Origin of the sequence: Actinomadura viridis (genome assembly GCF_015751755.1) — a bacterium.
GTDB classification, from domain to species: Bacteria; Actinomycetota; Actinomycetes; order Streptosporangiales; family Streptosporangiaceae; genus Spirillospora; species Spirillospora viridis.
Genome location: NZ_JADOUA010000001.1, coordinates 546,930 through 565,493, shown reverse-complemented (window position 1 = coordinate 565,493; position 18,564 = coordinate 546,930). Strand labels below are relative to the sequence as shown.

At 72.2% G+C, this 18,564-nt stretch carries 20 protein-coding genes and 3 tRNA genes; 4 read left to right on the top strand and 19 right to left on the bottom strand.

Going from position 1 to position 18,564, the window contains the following annotated elements; genetic code table 11:
* Nucleotides 1-150: 150 nt before the first annotated feature.
* From rplA to IW256_RS02445, 5 genes are all read right to left on the bottom strand, one after another.
* Nucleotides 151-867 (bottom strand): 50S ribosomal protein L1, encoded by a 717-nt coding sequence (gene rplA / locus IW256_RS02465; RefSeq protein ID WP_197009392.1) that lies wholly within the window; start codon nt 865-867, stop codon nt 151-153.
* A 112-nt stretch (nt 868-979) separates the two neighbouring features.
* Entirely contained in the window at nt 980-1,411 is a 432-nt protein-coding gene (gene rplK, locus IW256_RS02460; protein WP_197009391.1) for a 50S ribosomal protein L11, read from the bottom strand.
* Nucleotides 1,412-1,612: 201 nt separating this feature from the next.
* Nucleotides 1,613-2,482: a transcription termination/antitermination protein NusG gene (gene nusG / locus IW256_RS02455; RefSeq protein ID WP_307828712.1), complete on the bottom strand. Its 870-nt coding sequence runs from the start codon at nt 2,480-2,482 to the stop codon at nt 1,613-1,615.
* Nucleotides 2,483-2,639: 157 nt separating this feature from the next.
* On the bottom strand, nt 2,640-2,888 hold the full coding sequence (gene secE, locus IW256_RS02450) for a preprotein translocase subunit SecE (RefSeq protein WP_197009390.1): 249 nt from the start codon (nt 2,886-2,888) through the stop codon (nt 2,640-2,642).
* Nucleotides 2,889-3,011: 123 nt separating this feature from the next.
* Nucleotides 3,012-3,084 (bottom strand) — tRNA-Trp (locus IW256_RS02445).
* A gap of 363 nt (nt 3,085-3,447) precedes the next feature.
* Between IW256_RS02445 and IW256_RS02440 the strand changes: the two genes are divergently transcribed.
* The gene (locus IW256_RS02440) at nt 3,448-4,659 is read left to right on the top strand and encodes a pyridoxal phosphate-dependent aminotransferase (RefSeq protein ID WP_197009389.1); all 1,212 of its coding nucleotides are present in this window, start codon (nt 3,448-3,450) and stop codon (nt 4,657-4,659) included.
* Nucleotides 4,660-4,780: 121 nt separating this feature from the next.
* On the opposite strand, the gene IW256_RS02435 is transcribed toward IW256_RS02440, so the two are convergent.
* The 3 genes from IW256_RS02435 to IW256_RS02425 form a co-directional block, all read right to left on the bottom strand.
* On the bottom strand, nt 4,781-5,536 hold the full coding sequence (locus IW256_RS02435) for a hypothetical protein (protein ID WP_197009388.1): 756 nt from the start codon (nt 5,534-5,536) through the stop codon (nt 4,781-4,783).
* Nucleotides 5,537-5,539: 3 nt separating this feature from the next.
* A complete protein-coding gene (locus IW256_RS02430) occupies nt 5,540-6,049 on the bottom strand; it encodes a SigE family RNA polymerase sigma factor (RefSeq protein ID WP_197009387.1) in 510 nt (169 codons plus the stop codon).
* Between the two features lie 132 nt (nt 6,050-6,181).
* The gene (locus IW256_RS02425) at nt 6,182-7,105 is read right to left on the bottom strand and encodes a hypothetical protein (protein ID WP_197009386.1); all 924 of its coding nucleotides are present in this window, start codon (nt 7,103-7,105) and stop codon (nt 6,182-6,184) included.
* A gap of 363 nt (nt 7,106-7,468) precedes the next feature.
* Here IW256_RS02425 and IW256_RS02420 point away from each other — a divergent pair, with 363 nt between their 5' ends.
* Nucleotides 7,469-8,560, top strand: coding sequence for an adenosine deaminase (locus IW256_RS02420; protein WP_197009385.1), 1,092 nt, complete (start codon nt 7,469-7,471; stop codon nt 8,558-8,560).
* Between the two features lie 34 nt (nt 8,561-8,594).
* On the opposite strand, the gene IW256_RS02415 is transcribed toward IW256_RS02420, so the two are convergent.
* From IW256_RS02415 to IW256_RS02385, 7 genes are all read right to left on the bottom strand, one after another.
* The gene (locus IW256_RS02415) at nt 8,595-9,677 is read right to left on the bottom strand and encodes a UDP-N-acetylmuramate dehydrogenase (protein ID WP_197009384.1); all 1,083 of its coding nucleotides are present in this window, start codon (nt 9,675-9,677) and stop codon (nt 8,595-8,597) included.
* A gap of 97 nt (nt 9,678-9,774) precedes the next feature.
* Nucleotides 9,775-10,200 (bottom strand): MaoC family dehydratase, encoded by a 426-nt coding sequence (locus IW256_RS02410; RefSeq protein WP_197009383.1) that lies wholly within the window; start codon nt 10,198-10,200, stop codon nt 9,775-9,777.
* Entirely contained in the window at nt 10,200-10,637 is a 438-nt protein-coding gene (locus tag IW256_RS02405) for a MaoC family dehydratase N-terminal domain-containing protein (protein ID WP_197009382.1), read from the bottom strand. The genes IW256_RS02410 and IW256_RS02405 overlap by 1 nt, the downstream gene beginning before the upstream one ends.
* 355 nt (nt 10,638-10,992) lie before the next feature.
* On the bottom strand, nt 10,993-11,157 hold the full coding sequence (gene rpmG / locus IW256_RS02400; RefSeq protein WP_067812252.1) for a 50S ribosomal protein L33: 165 nt from the start codon (nt 11,155-11,157) through the stop codon (nt 10,993-10,995).
* A 113-nt stretch (nt 11,158-11,270) separates the two neighbouring features.
* Nucleotides 11,271-11,344 (bottom strand) — tRNA-Met (locus tag IW256_RS02395).
* A gap of 392 nt (nt 11,345-11,736) precedes the next feature.
* A tRNA-Thr gene (locus IW256_RS02390) sits at nt 11,737-11,809 on the bottom strand.
* Nucleotides 11,810-11,932: 123 nt separating this feature from the next.
* Entirely contained in the window at nt 11,933-13,060 is a 1,128-nt protein-coding gene (locus IW256_RS02385; protein WP_197009381.1) for an acyl-CoA dehydrogenase family protein, read from the bottom strand.
* A gap of 79 nt (nt 13,061-13,139) precedes the next feature.
* On the opposite strand from IW256_RS02385, the gene IW256_RS02380 reads away from it, so the two are divergent.
* Nucleotides 13,140-14,183 (top strand): hypothetical protein, encoded by a 1,044-nt coding sequence (locus tag IW256_RS02380; protein ID WP_197009380.1) that lies wholly within the window; start codon nt 13,140-13,142, stop codon nt 14,181-14,183.
* A gap of 89 nt (nt 14,184-14,272) precedes the next feature.
* Here the strand turns inward: IW256_RS02380 and IW256_RS40755 are convergent, their stop codons facing one another.
* Nucleotides 14,273-15,004 carry a protein phosphatase 2C domain-containing protein gene (locus tag IW256_RS40755; protein WP_307828711.1) on the bottom strand — a complete coding sequence of 244 codons (732 nt, stop codon included), beginning with the start codon at nt 15,002-15,004 and terminating at the stop codon, nt 14,273-14,275.
* Nucleotides 15,005-15,088: 84 nt separating this feature from the next.
* On the opposite strand from IW256_RS40755, the gene IW256_RS40750 reads away from it, so the two are divergent.
* Complete coding sequence (locus IW256_RS40750) at nt 15,089-16,033, top strand: hypothetical protein (protein ID WP_231403613.1); 945 nt, start codon at nt 15,089-15,091, stop codon at nt 16,031-16,033.
* 139 nt (nt 16,034-16,172) lie between these two features.
* Here the strand turns inward: IW256_RS40750 and IW256_RS02370 are convergent, their stop codons facing one another.
* From IW256_RS02370 to IW256_RS02360, 3 genes are all read right to left on the bottom strand, one after another.
* On the bottom strand, nt 16,173-16,595 hold the full coding sequence (locus tag IW256_RS02370; RefSeq protein ID WP_197009378.1) for a hypothetical protein: 423 nt from the start codon (nt 16,593-16,595) through the stop codon (nt 16,173-16,175).
* Nucleotides 16,596-16,690: 95 nt separating this feature from the next.
* Nucleotides 16,691-18,037, bottom strand: a complete 1,347-nt coding sequence (locus IW256_RS02365) for a hypothetical protein (RefSeq protein ID WP_197009377.1) — start codon at nt 18,035-18,037, stop codon at nt 16,691-16,693.
* Complete coding sequence (locus IW256_RS02360; protein ID WP_197009376.1) at nt 18,027-18,545, bottom strand: SigE family RNA polymerase sigma factor; 519 nt, start codon at nt 18,543-18,545, stop codon at nt 18,027-18,029. Before IW256_RS02360 ends, IW256_RS02365 begins: the two co-directional genes overlap by 11 nt.
* Nucleotides 18,546-18,564: the final 19 nt, after the last annotated feature.

Sequence of the window (18,564 nt, the reverse complement as noted above, 5' to 3'; positions counted from 1 at the left end):
CTCCGGAAACGCCAAAAAGGGGCGCCCCCGGAGGGACGCCCCTTCTCAGACCGTGAACCCGGTCTCAGACCATGAATCGGCCTCAGACCGTGGATCGAGGCTCGCGACTCGCGACTCGGCTCAGGCTCGGCTCGCGGGTCGCGGGTCGGCTCAGGCCTCGTCGAGCTCGGCGGTGAGGTTGCGGACCGCGTTGGGGTCGACCGGGATGCTCGGCCCCATCGAGGTCGTCACGATGGCCTTCTTGACGTACCGGCCCTTGGCGGCCGACGGCTTGAGCCGCTGGACCTCCTCGATGGCGGCGGCGTAGTTCTCCACCAGCTGCCGCTCGCTGAAGGACGCCTTGCCGACGATGAAGTGCAGGTTCGCGTGCCGGTCGACCCGGAACTCGATCTTCCCGCCCTTGATGTCGGTGACGGCCTTGGCCACGTCCATGGTGACGGTGCCGGTCTTGGGGTTGGGCATCAGGCCGCGCGGGCCGAGCACCCGGCCCAGCCGGCCGACCTTGCCCATCTGGTCCGGCGTCGCCACGACCGCGTCGAAGTCCAGGAAGCCGCCCTGGATCTTCTCGATCATGTCGTCGGAGCCGACGAGGTCGGCACCGGCCTCGCGGGCCTCGTCCGCCTTCGCGCCGCCGGCGAAGACCAGCACGCGGGCGGTCTTACCGGTGCCGTTGGGCAGGTTGACGGTGCCGCGGACCATCTGGTCGGCCTTGCGGGGGTCGACGCCCAGCCGCAGGGCGACCTCGACGGTCGCGTCGAACTTGGTCACCGAGGTCTGCTTGGCCAGCTTCATGGCCTCGGCCGGGCTGTAGAACCGGTCGCGGTCGATCTGCTCCGCGGCGCCGCGGTAGCCCTTGCTGCGCTTCATGACTGCTCCTCGTGGTGGGAGTGCGTGGTACGGGCCGCGCCCGGCCCTTCCACAGTCCCGCGCGGACGGTCCGCGCGGGGTGCCCGGCCCGGGCGGGTGCCCGGGCGGCGGGTCACTTGACCTCGATGCCCATCGAACGCGCGGTGCCGGCGACGATCTTCTCGGCGGCGTCGAGGTCCTTGGCGTTGAGGTCGGGCATCTTGGTGGTGGCGATCTCGCGGATCTGGTCGCGGGTCACCGAGCCGACCTTGGTCTTGTGCGGCTCGCCGCTGCCCTTCTCGACCCCGGCGGCCTTGAGGATCAGCTGCGCGGCCGGCGGCGTCTTGGTGACGAAGGAGAACGACCGGTCCTCGTAGATGGTGATCTCTACGGGGATGACGTTGCCGCGCTGGGACTCGGTCGCGGCGTTGTACTGCTTGCAGAAGTCCATGATGTTGACGCCGTGCGGACCGAGAGCGGTACCGACCGGCGGCGCCGGGGTCGCCTGGCCGGCCTGCAGCTGGACCTTGACGACGGCGCTGATCTTCTTCTTCTTGGGAGGCATGGAGGCCTTCCTTCCGTTCCGTTTCGCGTGTGATCCCGACTCCCGCCTCGCGGGCAACACCGGGGGCCGGAACGTGAGCCCTGGTGTTGGGATCCTGATGCCCCCGCGTGACACGGGGAGGCGGACCGGGCCGCCCAGGGCGGCCCCGTCCAGGATATGCGCCGTGCCGGGACGTCCCGGCACGGTGCCCGGCCCGTCCGGTCAGATCTTGGAGACCTGGTTGAACGACAGCTCGACCGGGGTCTCCCGACCGAAGATCGACACCAGCACCTTCAGCTTCTGCTGCTCGGCGTTGATCTCGTTGACCGTGGCGGGGAGGGTGGCGAACGGGCCGTCCATGACGGTGACCGACTCGCCGACCTCGAAGTCGACGGCGGGCGCGGCGGCCTTGGCCTGCTCCTTGGTCTTGACCTGCTCCTCCGGCTCGGGGGCCAGCAGGTTGGCGACCTCGTCCAGGCTCAGCGGGGACGGCTTGTTCAGCAGGCCCACGAAGCCGGTGACGCCCGGGGTGTTGCGGACCGCGGCCCACGACTCGTCGGTCAGCTCCATGCGGACCAGGATGTAGCCCGGCAGGACCTTCTCGTTGACCTTCTGCCGCTTGCCGCCCTTGATCTCGGTCACCTCGTGCTGAGGGACCTCGATCTGGAAGATGTAGTCCTCCATGTTGAGGGTCTGGGTCCGGGTCTCGATGTTGGTCTTGACCCGGTTCTCGTACCCCGCGTAGGAGTGCACGACGTACCAGTCGCCCGGCTGCAGCCGCAGCTGCATCTTGAAGTCCGCGTACGGGTCGGCCGGGGGCTCGGCGGGGGCCTCGGCCCCTTCCTCGCCGGCCTCGGCAGCCTCGCCGGCCTCGGCAGCCTCGCCGGCCTCGCCGGCCTCAGCGGCCTCGGCGGGGGCGGCCTCGCCGGCCTCTTCCGCCGTACCGGGCTCGGCGCCGGCCGGGATCTCCGTGTCGGCCGGGTCGACGCCGGCGGGCGCCTCGTCCGCCTGCCCTGCGGGCTCGGCCGCAGCAGCCGCAGCGGACTGGGCCTCTTCGATGGCCTCGTCGTAGGGCTGTGAGGGCTCGGACACGGTGACTCTTTCTCTCGGTTGGACTCGTGATGATGTCGTTCGTTCGGGCGGCGCGCCGCCCTTGCCGGGGGTCGTGGGTGCGTCACCCAGTGGCCGCCCGGTGGTACGGGACCGGGCCGGGAACCGCACCGCGGTCACCGGCCTCGGGCTCAGGGCCTCAGCCGAAGACCCAGAAGACGCCCTTCTGCAGGACCCAGTCGAGTCCCGAGACGATCCCCACCATGATCAGCACGAACACCAGGGAGACCGTGGTGTAGGTGATGAGCTCCCGCCGGGTGGGCCAGATCACCTTGCGAAGCTCGGCGATCACCTGGCGCACGAAGAGAACCGGAGAGGTCCGCTTGCGTGCGGGCTTCCCCTTGCCTTCGTCCTTGGCCGCGGCCTCGCCGCGTGTCTCAGTCGCCATTTGCCGCCGTTCACCTCATAGGTCGTGATCAACCACCCTGTGGTTGTCGCGCGGTCCCGCGCCGACGCCGGTCATGACGGCGCGCCATGACGTGACCGGTACGGGTGTGCGCACCGCACCTCGCAGGGCAGGAGGGACTCGAACCCCCAACCGCCGGTTTTGGAGACCGGAGCTCTGCCAATTGAGCCACTGCCCTTCGTACGTGACGCGACCAGCTTACGGCCTGTCGCGGACATGACCGCATACCTGTGCCGCATCACTAGGAGGGTGAGTCTACGTTGCCGACAGCCCTCACGTCGAACCAGAAGGCCCGGAACCATTCCGGACGCGTCGCGCGGGGCCCCCGGACCGCCGCGTTCCTCGCGTCCCGGGCCGTCTCGGGCCGCCCTGCGCGCGGCCCGTCACGCGGCTCCGCGCACGGCTCGGCGTACGGCTCGGCGTACGTACGCACGGCCCGCGTCACCTGCGGGCTTGCCGTGACCGTCCCGCGTGTCGCCGCCTCGGCCCCAGGGGTGGAATACCGCTGAAGTCACCGTGCGGCGTCTGTAACGATAGGGGTATGAGCACTGACCGACCTCGCGTCTCCAAGCGCATCGCCGCGATCTCCGAATCCGCCACGCTGGCCGTCGACGCCAAGGCCAAGGCGCTGAAGGCTGCGGGCCGCCCGGTCACCGGCTTCGGCGCGGGCGAGCCCGACTTCCCCACGCCCGGCTACATCGTGGAGGCCGCGGTCACCGCCTGCCGGGTGCCGCGTTTCCACAAGTACACGCCCGCGGGCGGGCTGCCCGAGCTGCGCACCGCCATCGCGGAGAAGACCGCGCGCGACTCCGGCTACCGGGTGGAGGCGTCCCAGGTCCTGGTCACCAACGGGGGCAAGCAGGCGGTGTACCAGTCGTTCGCGGCGCTGCTGGACCCGGGCGACGAGGTCCTGGTGCCCACCCCGTACTGGACGACCTACCCCGAGTCGATCAAGCTGGCCGGCGGCGTCCCGGTGGACGTGGTGGCCGACGAGACCACCGGCTACCGGGTGAGCGTGGAGCAGCTGGAGGCGGCCCGCACCGACCGCACCAAGGTGCTGCTGTTCGTCTCCCCGTCCAACCCGACCGGCGCCGTCTACCCGCGCGACGAGATCGAGGCCATCGGCCGCTGGGCCGACGAGCACGGGCTCTGGGTGATCACCGACGAGATCTACGAGCACCTCGTCTACGGCGACGCCGAGTTCCACTCGATGCCGGTGGTGGTCCCCGAGCTGGCCGACCGCACGCTGGTGGTGAACGGCGTGGCCAAGACGTACGCGATGACCGGCTGGCGGGTGGGCTGGATGGTCGGCCCGCAGGACGTCATCAAGGCCGCGGCCAACATGCAGTCGCACGCGACGTCCAACGTCGCCAACGTGTCGCAGGCCGCCGCGCTGACCGCGGTGACCGGTGACCTGTCGGCGGTGGCCGAGATGCGCAAGGCGTTCGACCGGCGCCGCCAGACGATGGTCAAGATGCTGAACGAGATCCCCGGCGTGCTGTGCCCCGAGCCCGAGGGCGCCTTCTACGCCTACCCCTCGGTCAAGGCGCTGCTGGGCAAGGAGATCCGTGGCCGGCGCCCGGAGACGTCGGTGGAACTGGCCTCGCTGATCCTGGAGGAGGCCGAGGTGGCCCTGGTGCCGGGCGAGGCGTTCGGCACCCCCGGCTACTTCCGCCTGTCCTACGCGCTGGGCGACGACGACCTGGTCGAGGGCGTCTCCCGGGTGGCCAAGCTCCTCTCCGAGGCGAGCTGAACGACGGCGAGCTGAACGACCGCGAGCCGAACGACCGTCCGGAGGGGCCGGGTCCGGTACTTCGGCGGGGGCGTCCCGCGACGGGAGACCGTCAGGGGCGCCCCCCGGCGGCGGCGTTCCGTCAGGGACGGACGCCTTCGGCGATGCGCATCAGCTGCTCGCGCACGCTCCCACCGCCCGCGGCCACGATGACGCCCACACCGGGGCGGTCGATCCAGGCGACCTGACCCGCGGAGTCCGGGCGTTCGGTGGTGATCGCCCGCATTCCCCGGACCGACGTCCACTTCGGCACGGCGGGGGCCGTGATGAGGTCCTCGGGACCGTCGGTCCCGGGGCCGCGGACCACCTTGATCTCCACCCAGCCGTCCGCCCCGCGCCAGCGGCAGGTGACCGTGCTGTCCCCGCCCTCGCTGCGGGAGGCGCACGGCTCGGCGGCGGTCAGCCCGGGCGGCAGGAAGGTCACCCAGCCGGGAAGGTCGACCACCCGCTCGCGTCCGCCGCCGGAGGGCTTGCGGCCGGGCTCGGGAACGTCACGTTCCATTGGCTTCTCCGTCGCCGCCCCGGTCTTCGGCTCGCCGGACGCCGCGGGCGAGGCGGGGGGCGAGGCGGCCGGCGGCTGCGCCGGCCGGTCCGGAGCGGTGGTCCGTCCGGAACCGTCCGGGGTGCCGTTCGACCCCACGGTCTCCGCGCGGAAGGGCTGGTAGCCGGGAGCCACCACCGCCACGGCCACCGCCGCCGCGGCCACGCCGACCGTCACCCGGATCCGGGTCTGGCGGCGCCGGTGGCGGCGCCGGACGTCGGCGACGAGCGAGGGCGGAGCCGCCGCCTCGGCCACCTGTTCGGACATGGCCTTCCGCAGTTCACTCTCCAGGTCCATCGCTCAACTCCCCATAGGTGCCAGGTTTCGGTCGAGGCGTTCCCTGAGCCTGGCCAGTCCCCGGGACGCCTGGCTCTTGACGGTGCCGACCGAGCAGCCGAGCACCCGCGCGGTCTCCGCCTCCGAGAGGTCCTCCCAGAAGCGCAGCACCAGAACCGCCCGCTGCCGCGGGCCCAGCCGGTTCAGCTCCTCCATGAGGGTTCCGCGCAGCTCCACCGCGTGGGTCGCCGACGTGGTCGGCAACTCCGGCGGCTTCGCCATATGGATCTCCCTCAGCACCTTCCAGCGCCGGGACCGGCTGATCACCAGATTGACCAGTATCCGGCGGACGTAGGGTTCGGGATCGGAATCCGGATCCAGCCGTTTCCAGTGCCGATACGCCTTTTCGAGGGCGGTCTGCAGAATGTCCTCGGCGTCCTGATGGGCACCGCACAGCAACGCGGCGGTCCGCAACAAGGCGGTGCCGCGTGCCGTAACGAACTCGGCGAACGACTGGTCGTCTCGACGCCCCACTGTGCTCCGTCCGGCTGTGAGCTTTTCGGCTACCGGGTCGGCGGGTGGCCCCCCGCGCAGGGGCCACCCCGCCACGTTGTGTGTCACTCGACGGCTGGTCTCGCCCGGCCGGTGGCCGGGTGGCCGCCGTCCTTACCGGGCGGCCTCGGCGGCCTGGGCCAGCTTGGCGGCCACGTCCTGCAGGCCGGCGCCGATGACCGGGCTGCCGGTGACCAGCGTCGAGTAGCCCGCCGGGTCGAAGAACAGCACGCCGGTGGCACCGCCGGGGAGGCGCCGCATGACGTCGCCGCCGGCGGTCGAGGCGGCCGGGGCGCCCGGGGTGGCCGCGGGCAGCCGCAGCGCCTGGCGCAGCTGCTGCTCGGTGACCTTGGTGGGGGTCTTGATCCGCTCGACGGTGACCCACGCGCCGTTACCGGTCCGGTGCACCCACTTCTGGGTGACGCTGCAGAACTTCGCGGTGCCGATCCGCTTGGTGGCCTTCTCGGTGGAGGCGTGCTTGAGGCCCTTGGGCAGCAGGAGAGCGCGCTCGGCCGTACCGCCGACCGGGACCGCCGGGGCGACCTTGTCGCAGTCGAGGGCCGGCACCTGGGGAACGGCCGGTGCCTGCGGCACCTGCGGCGCCTTGACGTCGTTCTTGGGCAGGGTCTTGGCCTCGGGCGGGCAGGCGGGCAGCTCGACCTTCGGGGCGCCCGGCTTGGCGCCGGGGACGCCGGCCTTGGCGTCGGGCGCCTTGGCCTCGGGCGCCTTGACGCCCGGCTGGGCGGGAACGGCGGGCACCTCGGGCTTGGCGGGCAGCTTGTCCTTCAGGTCGGGCGCCTGCTGCGGGAGCTGCGGGGCCTGCGGGACGGCGTTCTTGGGCAGGGCCTCCTTGCCCTTCTTGGCCAGCTCGGAGGCGGGCAGGCAGTTCGGGGAGACGGGCGGGACGGCGTCCTTGGCCCTCTGGACGGCCGCGGGGATCTCGCCGTGCGCGGCGACGGGAGCCACGTCCGGCTGGGAGACCGAGGCCCACGTGACCCCTCCGGCGGCGACGGCACCCACCGCGGAAGCAGCGATCACAGCGGCCTTGAGCGTAATCATCTCTGTGTTCCCTTCTGCCCTCTGAACTCTCTTGCGCCCCCCATATACGCGCGGCCCCCGGAAGGGGTTGCAGGGTTCCCAGAAGTTTTTTCAGACTCTCCGCGAACTCGCGGCGACTGGCCGTGATCGGCCGTCCGGCGCGCGGCCTCCGGAACGCCCCTCCGGGTGCCCCGCGGGCACGGGCGCACCCTGGTCCGGCCGCGAAGCGCGTCCCCGTACGGCTGACACCCCGCCGATGCCCATGAGCTGGCATGGCCATGAGGTGCCATCGTTCATAGTCCGGACTGATGGTCCTGGTGGGCCGATGGTTCGGAGGGCACCATGTTCCGGCAACATTGGGTCATGGAGGCCCGTCTCGCATCACCCCGTCACGATTCCGACCGCCCCCCGGCCCTCGACGGCAGCGCGGCCTCGCGCGACCTGGCGGCGTTGCCCAAGGCCCACCTGCACCTGCACTTCACCGGGTCCATGCGCCACTCGACGCTGGTCGAGCTGGCCGCCGCGCACGAGGTGCACCTGCCGGACGCCCTGGTCGAGGACTGGCCGCCGAAGCTGCGCGCCACCGACGAGCGCGGCTGGTTCCGGTTCCAGCGGCTCTACGACATCGCCCGCTCCGTCCTGCGCACCCCCGGCGACCTGCGCCGGCTGCTGCGCGAGACGGCCGAGGACGAGGCCGCCGAGGGGTCGCGCTGGCTGGAGATCCAGGTGGATCCGAGCGGGTACGCGGCGCGCTTCGGCGGGCTCACCCCCACCGTCGAGCTGGTCCTGGACGCGGCCCGCGAGGCCGAGGCGGCCACCGGCGTCGGCATCGGCGTGGTGATCGCGGCCAACCGCACCAAGCACCCCCTGGACGCCAAGACCCTGGCCCGGCTGGCGGTGCGCTACGCGGGGAAGGGCGTCGTGGGGTTCGGGCTGTCCAACGACGAGCGCCGCGGGCGCGCCTACGACTTCGGCGGGGCGTTCAGGATCGCCCGGCGCGGCGGGCTGCTGTCGGTGCCGCACGGCGGCGAGCTGCTGGGCCCCACCAGCGTCCGGGAGTGCCTGGAGACGCTGTCCGCCGACCGCCTGGGCCACGGGGTGCGGGCGACCGAGGATCCCCGGCTGCTGGCCGAGATCGTGGAGCGCGGGGTGACCCTGGAGGTCTGCCCCGCGTCCAACGTGAGCCTGGGCGTGGCCGCGACGGCCGCCGACGTCCCGCTGCGGACCCTGTACGAGTCGGGCGCCCGGCTGGCCCTCGGCGCGGACGACCCGCTGCTGTTCGGCTCACGGCTGGTCCGGCAGTACGAGCTGGCCCGCGCCGAGCACGGCTTCGGCGACGCGGAGCTGGCCGAGCTGGCCCGCCAGTCCATCCTCGGCTCGGCGGCCCCGGAGTCGGTCCGGACGCGCGTGCTGGCCGCCATCGCCGACTGGGAACGGACCCCCACCGGAGGCTGAGCGGACCGAGGGAGCGAGCGGGGGGCGTCCGAGGTCAGAGCTTGACGCCGACGAAGACCGGCTCGTTGACCAGTTCGACACCGAACGCGGCGCGCACGCCGTCGCGGACCTCGCGGGCCAGCGCCAGCAGGTCGGCGGTGCGTCCGTTCCCGGGGTTGGTGAGGGCCAGGGTGTGCTTGCCGGAGATCCGCACCGGGCCGCGGGCGTGCCCCTTGGCGAAGCCCGCCTTGTCGATCAGCCAGGCCGCCGAGGTCTTGACGCGGGGCCGCCCGTCCGGGCCGGGGCTCTCGGGGTACCGCGGGAAGGCCGTGTCCGGGCCGAGCCGTTCGGCCACCCGGCGCTCCAGCCGGGCCAGCCGCGGCGGGTCCAGGATCGGGTTGGTGAAGAACGACCCGGCGCTGCGGGTGTCGGGGTCGTCGGGGTCGAGCACCATGCCCTTGCCGCGCCGCAGTTCCAGAACGGCGTCGCGGGCCTCCTTCAGCGGAACGCTCGCACCGGGCCGTACGCCGAGGATGCGGGCCAGCTCCGCGTAGGCGATGGGCTGGGACACCTCGGTCTCGCGCAAGCCGTAGGTGACGTCCAGCACCACGTACCGGTCGGTGCCCTTGAAGGCGCTGTTGCGGTAGGTGAAGGCGCAGGCGGCGCGGTCGAGCGTCACCACCTTGCGGGCCATCCTGTCGTACGCGCGGACCTGGACGATCGTCTCGCTGACGTCCTGGCCGTAGGCGCCGACGTTCTGGATGGGGGTGGCGCCGACCCTGCCCGGGATGCCCGACAGGCATTCGACGCCCGACAGCCCGCCCGCCACGCAGCGCGCGACGAACGGCTCCCACTCCTCACCGGCCTGGACGCGCACGTTGATCCGGCCGTGCTCGCCGGCGGAGCTCTCCACGCCGCGGGTGCCGACGTGCACCACCGTGCCGGGGAAGCCGGCGTCGGCGACCACCAGGTTGCTACCGCCGCCGAGGACCAGCAGCGGCTCGCCGTCGTCGTCGGCCTTGCGGACCGCCGCGACCAGTTCCGTCTCGGTCGTCGCCTCGACGAAGCGGCGGGCCGGGCCGCCCAGCCGCAACGTGGTGTATCCGGCCAGGTTCACCTCTTCAGCGAACACCGCCACGTGGTCTTCCCCTCCCGTACACGCGAGATCGCGCGGGCCGGGGCGGGAGCCGCCCGGCCCCCGTCCCCGGGCCCGCGCGATCGGGCCCCTGACGTCCTCAGGCGAGCCGGACGACGGCCTTGGCGCGCGTGAGGACCTTCTGCTCGCCGGACCGAGCGGTCAGCGCGACGACGACCTTGTTGTCGTCGAGCTTCTCCTCCACCCGGCCGCTGATCTCCAGCGTCGCGCCGCCCTCGTCGGGCACGACCACCGGAGACGAGAACCGTACCCCGTAGTCCAGCACGGCACCGGGGTCGCCCACCCAGTCGGTGACGAACCGGCCGCCCTGCGCCATCGTGTACATGCCGTGCGCGATCACGTCCGGCAGCCCGACGGACTTGGCGAACCGCTCCCGCCAGTGGATCGGGTTGAAGTCGCCGGAGGCACCGGCGTACATGACGAGGTTGGCGCGGTCGACCTGGTAGGTCTGCGCGGGGATCTCGGTGCCGACCTCCACGTCGGCGTACTGCACCCTGGCGGTCATCAGGCCCCCCGCTCCACGATCGTGTTGTAGGTCTTGCAGACCGGCTCGCCCTCGGGCGTGGCGATCTCGGTCTCGACGACCATCTTCTCGTTGTTGCCGATGGACCGGATCTCGGTGATCGTCGAGGTGCAGACCAGCACGTCGCCGGCGCGCACCGGCCGGGTGTACTCGAAGCGCTGCTCGCCGTGCACCACCATCGCGTAGTTCAGGCCCAGCGCGGGGTCGGCCAGCGCGGGGTTGCCCAGCGACACCACGATCGGGAAGGTCGGCGGCGCGATGACATCGGGGTGGCCGGCCGCCTTGGCGGCCTCGGGGTCGCGGTAGATCGGGTTGCCGTCCCCGATCGCGTCCGCGAACTCCCGGATCTTCACCCGGCTCACCTCGTAGGGGTCGCTGGGCGGGAAACTCCGCCCGATGAAATCACGGTTGAGTGGCATGCAGTCCGTCCCTCCACGGTCGAACGGGGCCGGGGCCCGTCAGCCCGCGCCCGGAGCTCGTCGTTCGGTCTGGATCGGACGGTAACAGAACGGCGTTCAGCCCGCCCTCACGGGTCGTCGTGAGAACGGGCTGAACGAGGCGAACGCTGAACGAGGCAAGCTGAGAGGCCCTGCGCCGTACGGGCCCGCACTCAGTCCGCGAAGGACGGTCGTGGCTCGGCCGCCCGGCGTGTCCCGCCGGACGAGTGCAGAACTTGACCGGCAAGTCTCGAGGTGCGCGCGGTGCGCGGTGTGCTCGGTGGGTGCCGGCCCCGTGCGAGAGCGCAGCGGGCAGTACTTCCCGTCCGGACCCTGGTTAGCGGGTCTCGCGGTGCGCTCGGTGGGTGCGGCAGTTGGGGCAGTACTTCTTGATCTCCAGGCGGTCCGGGTCGTTGCGCCGGTTCTTCCGCGTGATGTAGTTGCGGTGCTTGCACTCCTGGCAGGCCAGCGTGATCTTCGGCCGTACGTCGGTGGCAGCCACGATGGAGTGCCTTTCTGACTAGGGACTTGGACATACTCGGCCGCCCTTCCCAGGGCGGCCGGCGTTTCTCACCCAGCCCGCTCGCCCCCGGAGGGGACGAGAGGCTCGAGTAGTAGCGAGGGCCGGACTTGAACCGGCGACACAGCGATTATGAGCCGCTTGCTCTGCCTGACTGAGCTACCCCGCCGTGATGGTCGATGTCGACCGGTATCGCCAGGATACCGGATGTTCACCGGAGCCTGGAAACGCGTGGATCGGGATCGGGATGATCGGGACCCGGGCGTCGAGACCGGTCTTCGGCGGGCCCTTTCCAAGGTCTCGGCCTGGCCGGTGACCTGGGAACGGCCCGCTTGGGACCGCTGGGACCGTATCACAGGGCCATCGGTGGCGCGAAATCCGCGAACGCCCGGTGCCGGTGCCCGTACGGCCCATGGGCCGGGCGCTGGGGCCGGGCGCTGGGGCCGGGCCGCCGGGCTCCGCTCTACAGGCGGACGGCCGACGGCCGCCGCCGAGTGCGCACGAGTCCGCGAACGCCGAAGGCCGTCCCGGATCATCGTCCGGAACGGCCTTCGTTCTCTGAGCCCCTTTACGGAATCGAACCGTAGACCTTCTCCTTACCATGGAGACGCTCTGCCGACTGAGCTAAAGGGGCTTGTGTCGTTCGCGCAGTGAAACCATACACGGCCCGGGCGCCACATGCGAAATCGATTGGCCCCGTCTCCGGGCGGGTCGCGGACGGCTTCGCCGGGGCGTTCCGCGCGGCCCGCGCCGCGGGTCAGCGCAGCAGCTGGCGGGCGATGACGAGTTGCTGGATCTGGCTGGTGCCCTCGTAGATCCGGAAGAGCCGCGCGTCCCGGTAGAAGCGTTCCACGGCGACACCGCGCATGTAGCCCATGCCGCCGTGGACCTGGACGGCCCGGTCGGCGACGCGGCCGAGCATCTCCGAGCAGAAGTACTTGGCGCAGGAGGGGCCGAGCCTGGTGTCCTCGCCCTCGTCGTAGGCCCGCGCGGCCTCCAGGACCATCGAGCGCCCGGCGAACAGCTCGGTCTGGGAGTCGGCGATCAGGCCCTGTACGAGCTGGTACTCGCCGATCTTGCTGCCGCCCTGTGACCGTTCCCTGGCGTAGGCGACGGTCTCGTCCAGGATCCGCTGGGCCAGCCCCACGCACACGGCGGCGATGCTCACCCGGCCGTGGGCCAGGGAGGACATGGCGGTACGGAAGCCGGTGCCCTCGGGGCCGACCATCGCCGTGGCCGGGACGCGGACGCCGTCGAAGAAGACCTCGGCGGTGTGCGCGCCGCGCTGCCCCATCTTGGCGTCCGCCGGGCCGACCTTCAGGCCGCGGGCGTCCCTCTCCACCAGGAACGTGGAGATGCCGCGCGCTCCGGGCCCGCCGGTGCGGGCGAAGACCATGAGGACGTCGGCCTCGGGGGCGTTGGTGATGAAGCGCTTGGCGCCGTCGATGACGTAGTCGCCGCCGTCGCGGACCGCGGTGGTGGTCAGCCGGCTGGGGTCGGAGCCGGCCTCGGCCTCGGTGAGGGCGAACGCCCCGATGGCCTCGCCGGACGCCAGCCGCGGCAGCCAGGTGTCGCGCTGCTCGGGGGTGCCCGCGTTCACCAGCACCTGCCCGGCGATGCCGTTGCTGGTGCCGAACATCGAACGGAAGGCGGGGCTGGCGTACCCGAGCTCGAAGACCAGGCGCACCTCCTCGCCGAGCGAGAGCCCGAGCCCGCCGTACTCCTGCGGCAGCGCGTAGCCGAACAGGCCCATCTCCCGGGAGATCTCGCGGATCTCCTCAGGGATCGCGTCGGCCTCCTCGATCTCCTCCTCGCACGGGATCACCCGTTCCCGGACGAACGCGCGCACGGCCGCCAGCACGTCGGCGAAATCCTGTGAGTCCATACCCGGATTCTAGAATCATGTTCGAAGAAGGGGGAGGTCCGTCCGATCCTGTCCCCGGACTGTGCCAGGGTGATCGTTCATGGATGACGGCTTCCTGCAGCGGGTGAACGCGATGGTCCGGGCGGCCACGGCCGAGGACCAGGCGTTCAGCGACCTGATGCCCCAGGTGATGAAGGAATCCCAGGGGCTCCCGCCGGTCGTGCTGAACCTGGCGATGATGAAGATGGGCGAGGGCATCGCCGCCGCGCCGCCCAACCTCGGCTGCTGGCTCGCGATCATGGCGGGCGCCTGGGTGGAGAACGGCGCCACCACCTTCGGGGTGGAGCAGCCCCTCCTGGACAGGACGATCGAGGTGGCCGACAGCGGGGTCGCGTTCGCCGACGCGTGGCGGGCCGCGACCGGGAACGATCCGCCGAGCCCCTCCGGCGGCCAGCCCTCCCAGGAGATCGTCGACACCCTCGCACCGCGCCTCCAGGACCCGGTGGGCGCGATGATGGCGTGGTTCTCGATGGAACGTTTCGCCCTCGGCGCCAACACCATGCTGTCCAAGTCGCCCGAACTGCGGGCGGGTGTCGGCGACCGGGAGCGCAAAGTGTCGGTCACCCGCCGCATGGCCGAGCACTGCGAGCAGATGGGGTGGGTGGCCAAGCTCCTGCGGGTGCTCGACAACGAGCGGCTCCTGGTGCTGGACCGGCGGACCCGGCAGGGCTGGACGGTCACCATCGGCGGGATCGGGGACAACTTCCAGCTGCACACCCTGCTGGCCGGCGCGCTGCTGGGCCGTCCCGGAGGGCTGCCGGGCACCCCGCCCACGCCCGAGATCATCGCCTGCTTCCTGGACGCCGACACGCCGCCGGGGCGTCCGGTCATCAGCAGCCCCTGGAACCTGGTGGACGCGCACGGCGAGTGGATCTACAACGAGGGCGTCCCGGCCGACGTCCCCGCGGTCAACGGCACCCGCGTCATCGTCCTGGACCCGCCCTCGTACGAGCGGCACTTCCCGGCCGGGCGGCACCACCCGATGATGGCGGGCAGCCTCACCCTGGACGGCCTGCATCTCCCCGAGGACCTGGCCGGATGGTGGCCTCACATCGCCCCCGCCAGGAACCCCGTCGGCGCCTGACCGGGGCCCTTCGGCCGTCCCCGGCCGTTCCCGGTCGTTCCCGGCCGTTCGGCGGCGCGACCGTGAGGTCCGCCGCCGGCGGGCTCGCCCTAGAAGCGCACGAACACCGCCGTGGCGTCGTCGAACCGCTTTCCCCGCGCACCGCCGCCGTCCCGTTCGCGTTCGGCCTCCCGGGTACGCCGGATCAGCTCCCCGGGCCCCTCCCCTTCCAAGAGGTCGAGCAGGCCGCGCCAGTCCAGCAGCCCGAACCGTTCGACGAGCCGGGACGCCCCGTCGGTGAACAGGGCCGCCCGCCGCACGCCCCGGGCCCGTCCGGTCAGCGCCTCGTACGCCGCCTCGGGACGGGTGCTCGCCACCCAGAACCCTCCCGGACTGTTGCGCGCGGCCCGTACGCCTTCGACGCTGTAGTCGGGGAGGCGGTCCACCCGGTCGTCCCGTACGACGCGCAGGCCGTCCCCGTCCTCCAGCACGAGCGGTGAGTCGGCCAGCACCAGCCATTCGACCGCGTCACGCCGCCGCAGGATCGCCACGGTCGCCGAGGGGCTGTCCCGGTTCTCCAGGTCGCAGGCCCCTCCGTGCATCTCCCGCACGCTCTGGATGGACTCCGCCAGCAGGTCCGGCAGCGGCTCGCCGTCCTCCCCCGCCAGCCGGGACGCCAGCTCGCTCCCGAGCCGCCGTACGAGCCATGCCGGCCCGTGCGCGCACCCGCCGTCCACCCCGGGCCGCGGGGTCGCCCCGTCCAGGACGACGGCCCATCCCGGGCCCGCCACCACGTAGTCCTCGTTCACCAGGCCAGGCGTGGCCTCACTCGCATAGCTCACCCGCACACAGAGAGGTCTACCCGGCGGAACCCCCGGCGCGGTACCCGAGTCCAAAGCCGGTATCCCGCTCAAGATCGGAGAACGATGACCCCTGACATCCTCGGCGACGCGCTGATCCGGGCCTTCGCCGACGAGGGCTTCGAGGCGCGGCTCCCCTCCCCCGGGACGATCAGCGTCACCGTGCCGGGCGCCGCCGACGTCACCGCCGACATCGTCGAGTGGCGCGCCCACGCCGGCCGCAACTCCCGGGCCGACCTGCCCGCGATCGCGGCCGAGTTCGCCGCCGGGCTCGTCCGCGGGCTCCGCAAGGAACCGGCGGACGACGCCCTCCGGCGCTTCGAGGAGTTCGACATCGAGCGCATGATGGCCTCGGACTCGCTGCGCGTGCGGCTCTACTCGGAGGAGTCGCTCGGCGACCCGCCCGGCCTGCGGGACGCGCTGCTGGCGCGGCCCCTCGCCCCCGGCCTGGTCCAGGTGGTCGTCGCCGACCACCCCGACTCGATCATGCCGGTCAACCGCGTCCAGATCGGCGGGACGCCGGAGGACCTGGTCTTCGCCGCCGCGCTCCGCGCCTCGCTGGAGAAGGAACCGCACTACGTCAAGACCGGCGACGTGTGGGACGTCCCGATCACGCACGTCGGCGAGACCCACCGCTACGTCGGCGCCCACGTGCACGTCCTGAGGCGGTACCTCGGCCCGGCCCCGTACGGCGCCCTGGTCTCCTTCCCCATCCCCGAGTACGTGATCGTCCACGAGATCGGCGGCACCCACCTCTTCGCCGCGCTGGAGGCCATGCAGGCGCTCGCCCGCACCCACGTGGAGCAGGGCGAGAGGAGCATCTCCCCGCAGGTCTACTGGTGGCGGCCCGGAGCGTACGAGGGGATGCCCGAGCAGGAGGCGCTGGGCAGCGGCCTCGTCCCCGACCTCCGTCCCGTCGGCGTCAAGGTCGACCATGAGGAGAAGAGCGTCGCGGCCACGACCGCCGAGACCGACGAGCTGATCGGCCTCTGGATGCGCGACCACGCCTGACCCCGCGGCCACGCCTGACCCCGCGGGACTCTCCCCGCGGGACTCTCCCCGCGGGCCTTTCCCGCCCCTCCCCGTCCCCGCGCCGTACGCCGTGCCCGTCCCGGTGGCCCACCAGGCCGGGCACGGCGTGCACCGCCGCTCACGTGCCCGGTGCGGACTCGTGCCCGGGACGCCCCTTGCTGCGCCTCTCCTCCTTGAGCCGCGCCTCGTACATGTGCCGCCTGCCGCCCACCAGGTCGTCGCGCACGCGGCGCTCGATCCGGCGGAACGGGTCGTAGTACGTGTCGTCGAACTCCTCGACCACCTGGAACGTCCAGCGCCCCTCCAGGACGTTCCGCCCGACCATCTCATCGTGGATCTCGTCCGCCCACGCCTGGTGGCCCGCCTTGGCGAGCCGGTCCGCCGCGCCCCCGAGTGTGAAGTCCGCGGTGCCCATGAGCTGGTGGAACGCGTACAGATGGCCGCGGGCCCGTTCCACTGTCTCCAGGGCCTTGCTCAGCTCCCCCACGGCGTCGACGGTGGGCTCGTCGGGATGGTCGTCCCGTTCACGTTCGTTCGGCATGCGGGGTCATTACCCGCCTGCCGCCGTCCTGCACGAGGTCGCTCCCGTCCCGGCCGGTGGCCCCGACCCCCGTCCGGGGACCACCGGCCCGAGGGTCAGCGGATCGCGTCCAGGTCGACGAGCTGGACCGAGCCGCCGGAACGCCAGAGAAAGTAGCGCTCGGGGCGGGGAGCGGCCCCGGCCCGGTACGCGCTCGGCACGGTCGTCGGCATGGTCATGGTCCCGGCCTTTCCCGCCTTGGGCAGCGGACCGGAACCACGGGAACCGGAACCGCCGGGACCGGAACCGCCGGGGCCGAGATCCACCAGCTTCCCGGTCTCCACGTCGTACAGCATGAGGTGGGAGGCGCCCCCGCTCCCCTTACCTACGTACGCGAGGTAGCGAACGGACAAGGGCCGCGACCACACCCGGCGTGCCGGATCCCCGGGCAGGACGCGCACCTCGCCGTCACGCGACACGGCGTGGGAGAGCCAGCGTCCCCGGTGCGGGGCGCCGGCCGGGCTCCCGAGACACCAGGTGATCCCGCAGTTCCAGGTGTTGCCGACCGCCGGGAGGCGGACGCCCAGGGTCTGGCCGGTCTGCATGTTGCGCAGGTCGTGGAACGTCGCCTCGCCGTCCTTCCCGTGGGAGACTCCCGGTCTGCCGATCCACGGCCAGGCGAAGATCCGGTGCCCCGCGGTACCGGGCGACACCCGCGCCGGCCCGCCGTCGAGCGGCATCTCGTACACCCCGGTATCAGGGTCACCGACGATCTGGCCCGCGTCCCAGCGCACCTTGCCGCCCTCGACGGTCAGACCGGTCAGACCGCTCTGGCCCCATTTCTCGTACTTCGCCGCCATCGCGGCGAGCTTGCGCGCCTTCCCGCCGGACAGGGGGGCGGCCCAGATCTCTATCGTCGGCCGCCCGGCGGCCGTGCGCAGGAGCCACCAGGCGACCTGGCCGTCCCCCACGGCGAAGCCGGAGGGGAAGAGCTTGGTCCCGGCGGGCTCCACCACGTCGGTGACCTTGGTCGCCTTCCGCGTACGAAGGTCGTACACCCACAGCCCGTCGGCCCTCTCGAAACCGGAGAAGGTCGAGACCAGCAGCGAATCGTCGTCCAGGACCACCTTGACCCCGTACTCCCGCCCGCCCGGCAGGGTGTCCGGCAGCGCCCGCAACGCCGCCTTCGGCGGGGACACCGGCTCGGGCATGGCGATCGGACTCGGCGTCCCCGCCGTGAGAGGCCCGTTCGCCCGCTCCCCGCCGGAGGGAAGGACGAACACCGTCCCGCCGACCACCATGGGCACCGCGACCACGGCCGCCGTCACCGCCGCGAGCCTCCGGTGCCGCCGGGTCCGGTGGCGCTTCGCCAGCCGGTCCAGCAGGTCCGGCTCCGGCGCGGGGGCCTCCCGCGACGCGGCCTTGAGCGTGCTCCGCAGAGCCCTGTGAAGGTCATCGGTCATGGTGGGCTCCCGCCGTCGGCGCGGCCTCCGGAAGCCAGTCCGCGCGCAGTTTGTCGAGGGCGCGGGCCGCCTGGCTGCGGACCGTCCCCCGCGTGATTCCGAGCATCCTGGCGATCTCCTCGTCGGGCAGGTCCTCGTAATAGCGCAGGACCAGAACGGCCCGCTGGCGCCGCGGCAGCGCCGCCAGCGACCGCCACAGCCGGGGGTCGCCCTCCGCGCGTTCCAGGTCCCGTTCCACGTACTCCCGGTCGGGGATCTCGCCCACGAGGCGCTCACGTCTTCGGCGCCGCCAGGTGCTGACGTGCTGCCGCGCCATGATCGTCCGCGTGTACCCCTCCGGGTCGTCCTTCCTGACGACGCGGGGCCAGGCGGCGCGCAACCGCGCCAGGCCCTCCTGGGCGAGGTCGGCCGCATCGTCGGCGTCGCCTGTGAGCACGTAGCCGTAGCGGAGGAGCGCCGGGGCGCGGTCGGTGACGAACTTCTCGTACGTCGACCCGTCATCGTCCACAGGCCATCCTTTCCATCAC

Excerpts from the sequence above, each read along its gene's own strand:
- IW256_RS02385 (WP_197009381.1), bottom strand. The coding sequence starts at position 13,060 with ATGGACTCACAGGATTTCGCCGACGTGCTGGCGGCCGTGCGCGCGTTC.
- IW256_RS02405 (WP_197009382.1), bottom strand. The coding sequence starts at position 10,637 with ATGCCACTCAACCGTGATTTCATCGGGCGGAGTTTCCCGCCCAGCGAC.
- IW256_RS40750 (WP_231403613.1), top strand. The coding sequence starts at position 15,089 with ATGACCCCTGACATCCTCGGCGACGCGCTGATCCGGGCCTTCGCCGAC.
- IW256_RS02420 (WP_197009385.1), top strand. The coding sequence starts at position 7,469 with ATGGAGGCCCGTCTCGCATCACCCCGTCACGATTCCGACCGCCCCCCG.
- IW256_RS02370 (WP_197009378.1), bottom strand. The coding sequence starts at position 16,595 with ATGCCGAACGAACGTGAACGGGACGACCATCCCGACGAGCCCACCGTC.
- IW256_RS02435 (WP_197009388.1), bottom strand. The coding sequence starts at position 5,536 with ATGGACCTGGAGAGTGAACTGCGGAAGGCCATGTCCGAACAGGTGGCC.
- rplA (WP_197009392.1), bottom strand. The coding sequence starts at position 867 with ATGAAGCGCAGCAAGGGCTACCGCGGCGCCGCGGAGCAGATCGACCGC.
- rplK (WP_197009391.1), bottom strand. The coding sequence starts at position 1,411 with ATGCCTCCCAAGAAGAAGAAGATCAGCGCCGTCGTCAAGGTCCAGCTG.
- IW256_RS02410 (WP_197009383.1), bottom strand. The coding sequence starts at position 10,200 with ATGACCGCCAGGGTGCAGTACGCCGACGTGGAGGTCGGCACCGAGATC.
- secE (WP_197009390.1), bottom strand. The coding sequence starts at position 2,888 with ATGGCGACTGAGACACGCGGCGAGGCCGCGGCCAAGGACGAAGGCAAG.
- IW256_RS02440 (WP_197009389.1), top strand. The coding sequence starts at position 3,448 with ATGAGCACTGACCGACCTCGCGTCTCCAAGCGCATCGCCGCGATCTCC.
- IW256_RS02365 (WP_197009377.1), bottom strand. The coding sequence starts at position 18,037 with ATGACCGATGACCTTCACAGGGCTCTGCGGAGCACGCTCAAGGCCGCG.
- IW256_RS02380 (WP_197009380.1), top strand. The coding sequence starts at position 13,140 with ATGGATGACGGCTTCCTGCAGCGGGTGAACGCGATGGTCCGGGCGGCC.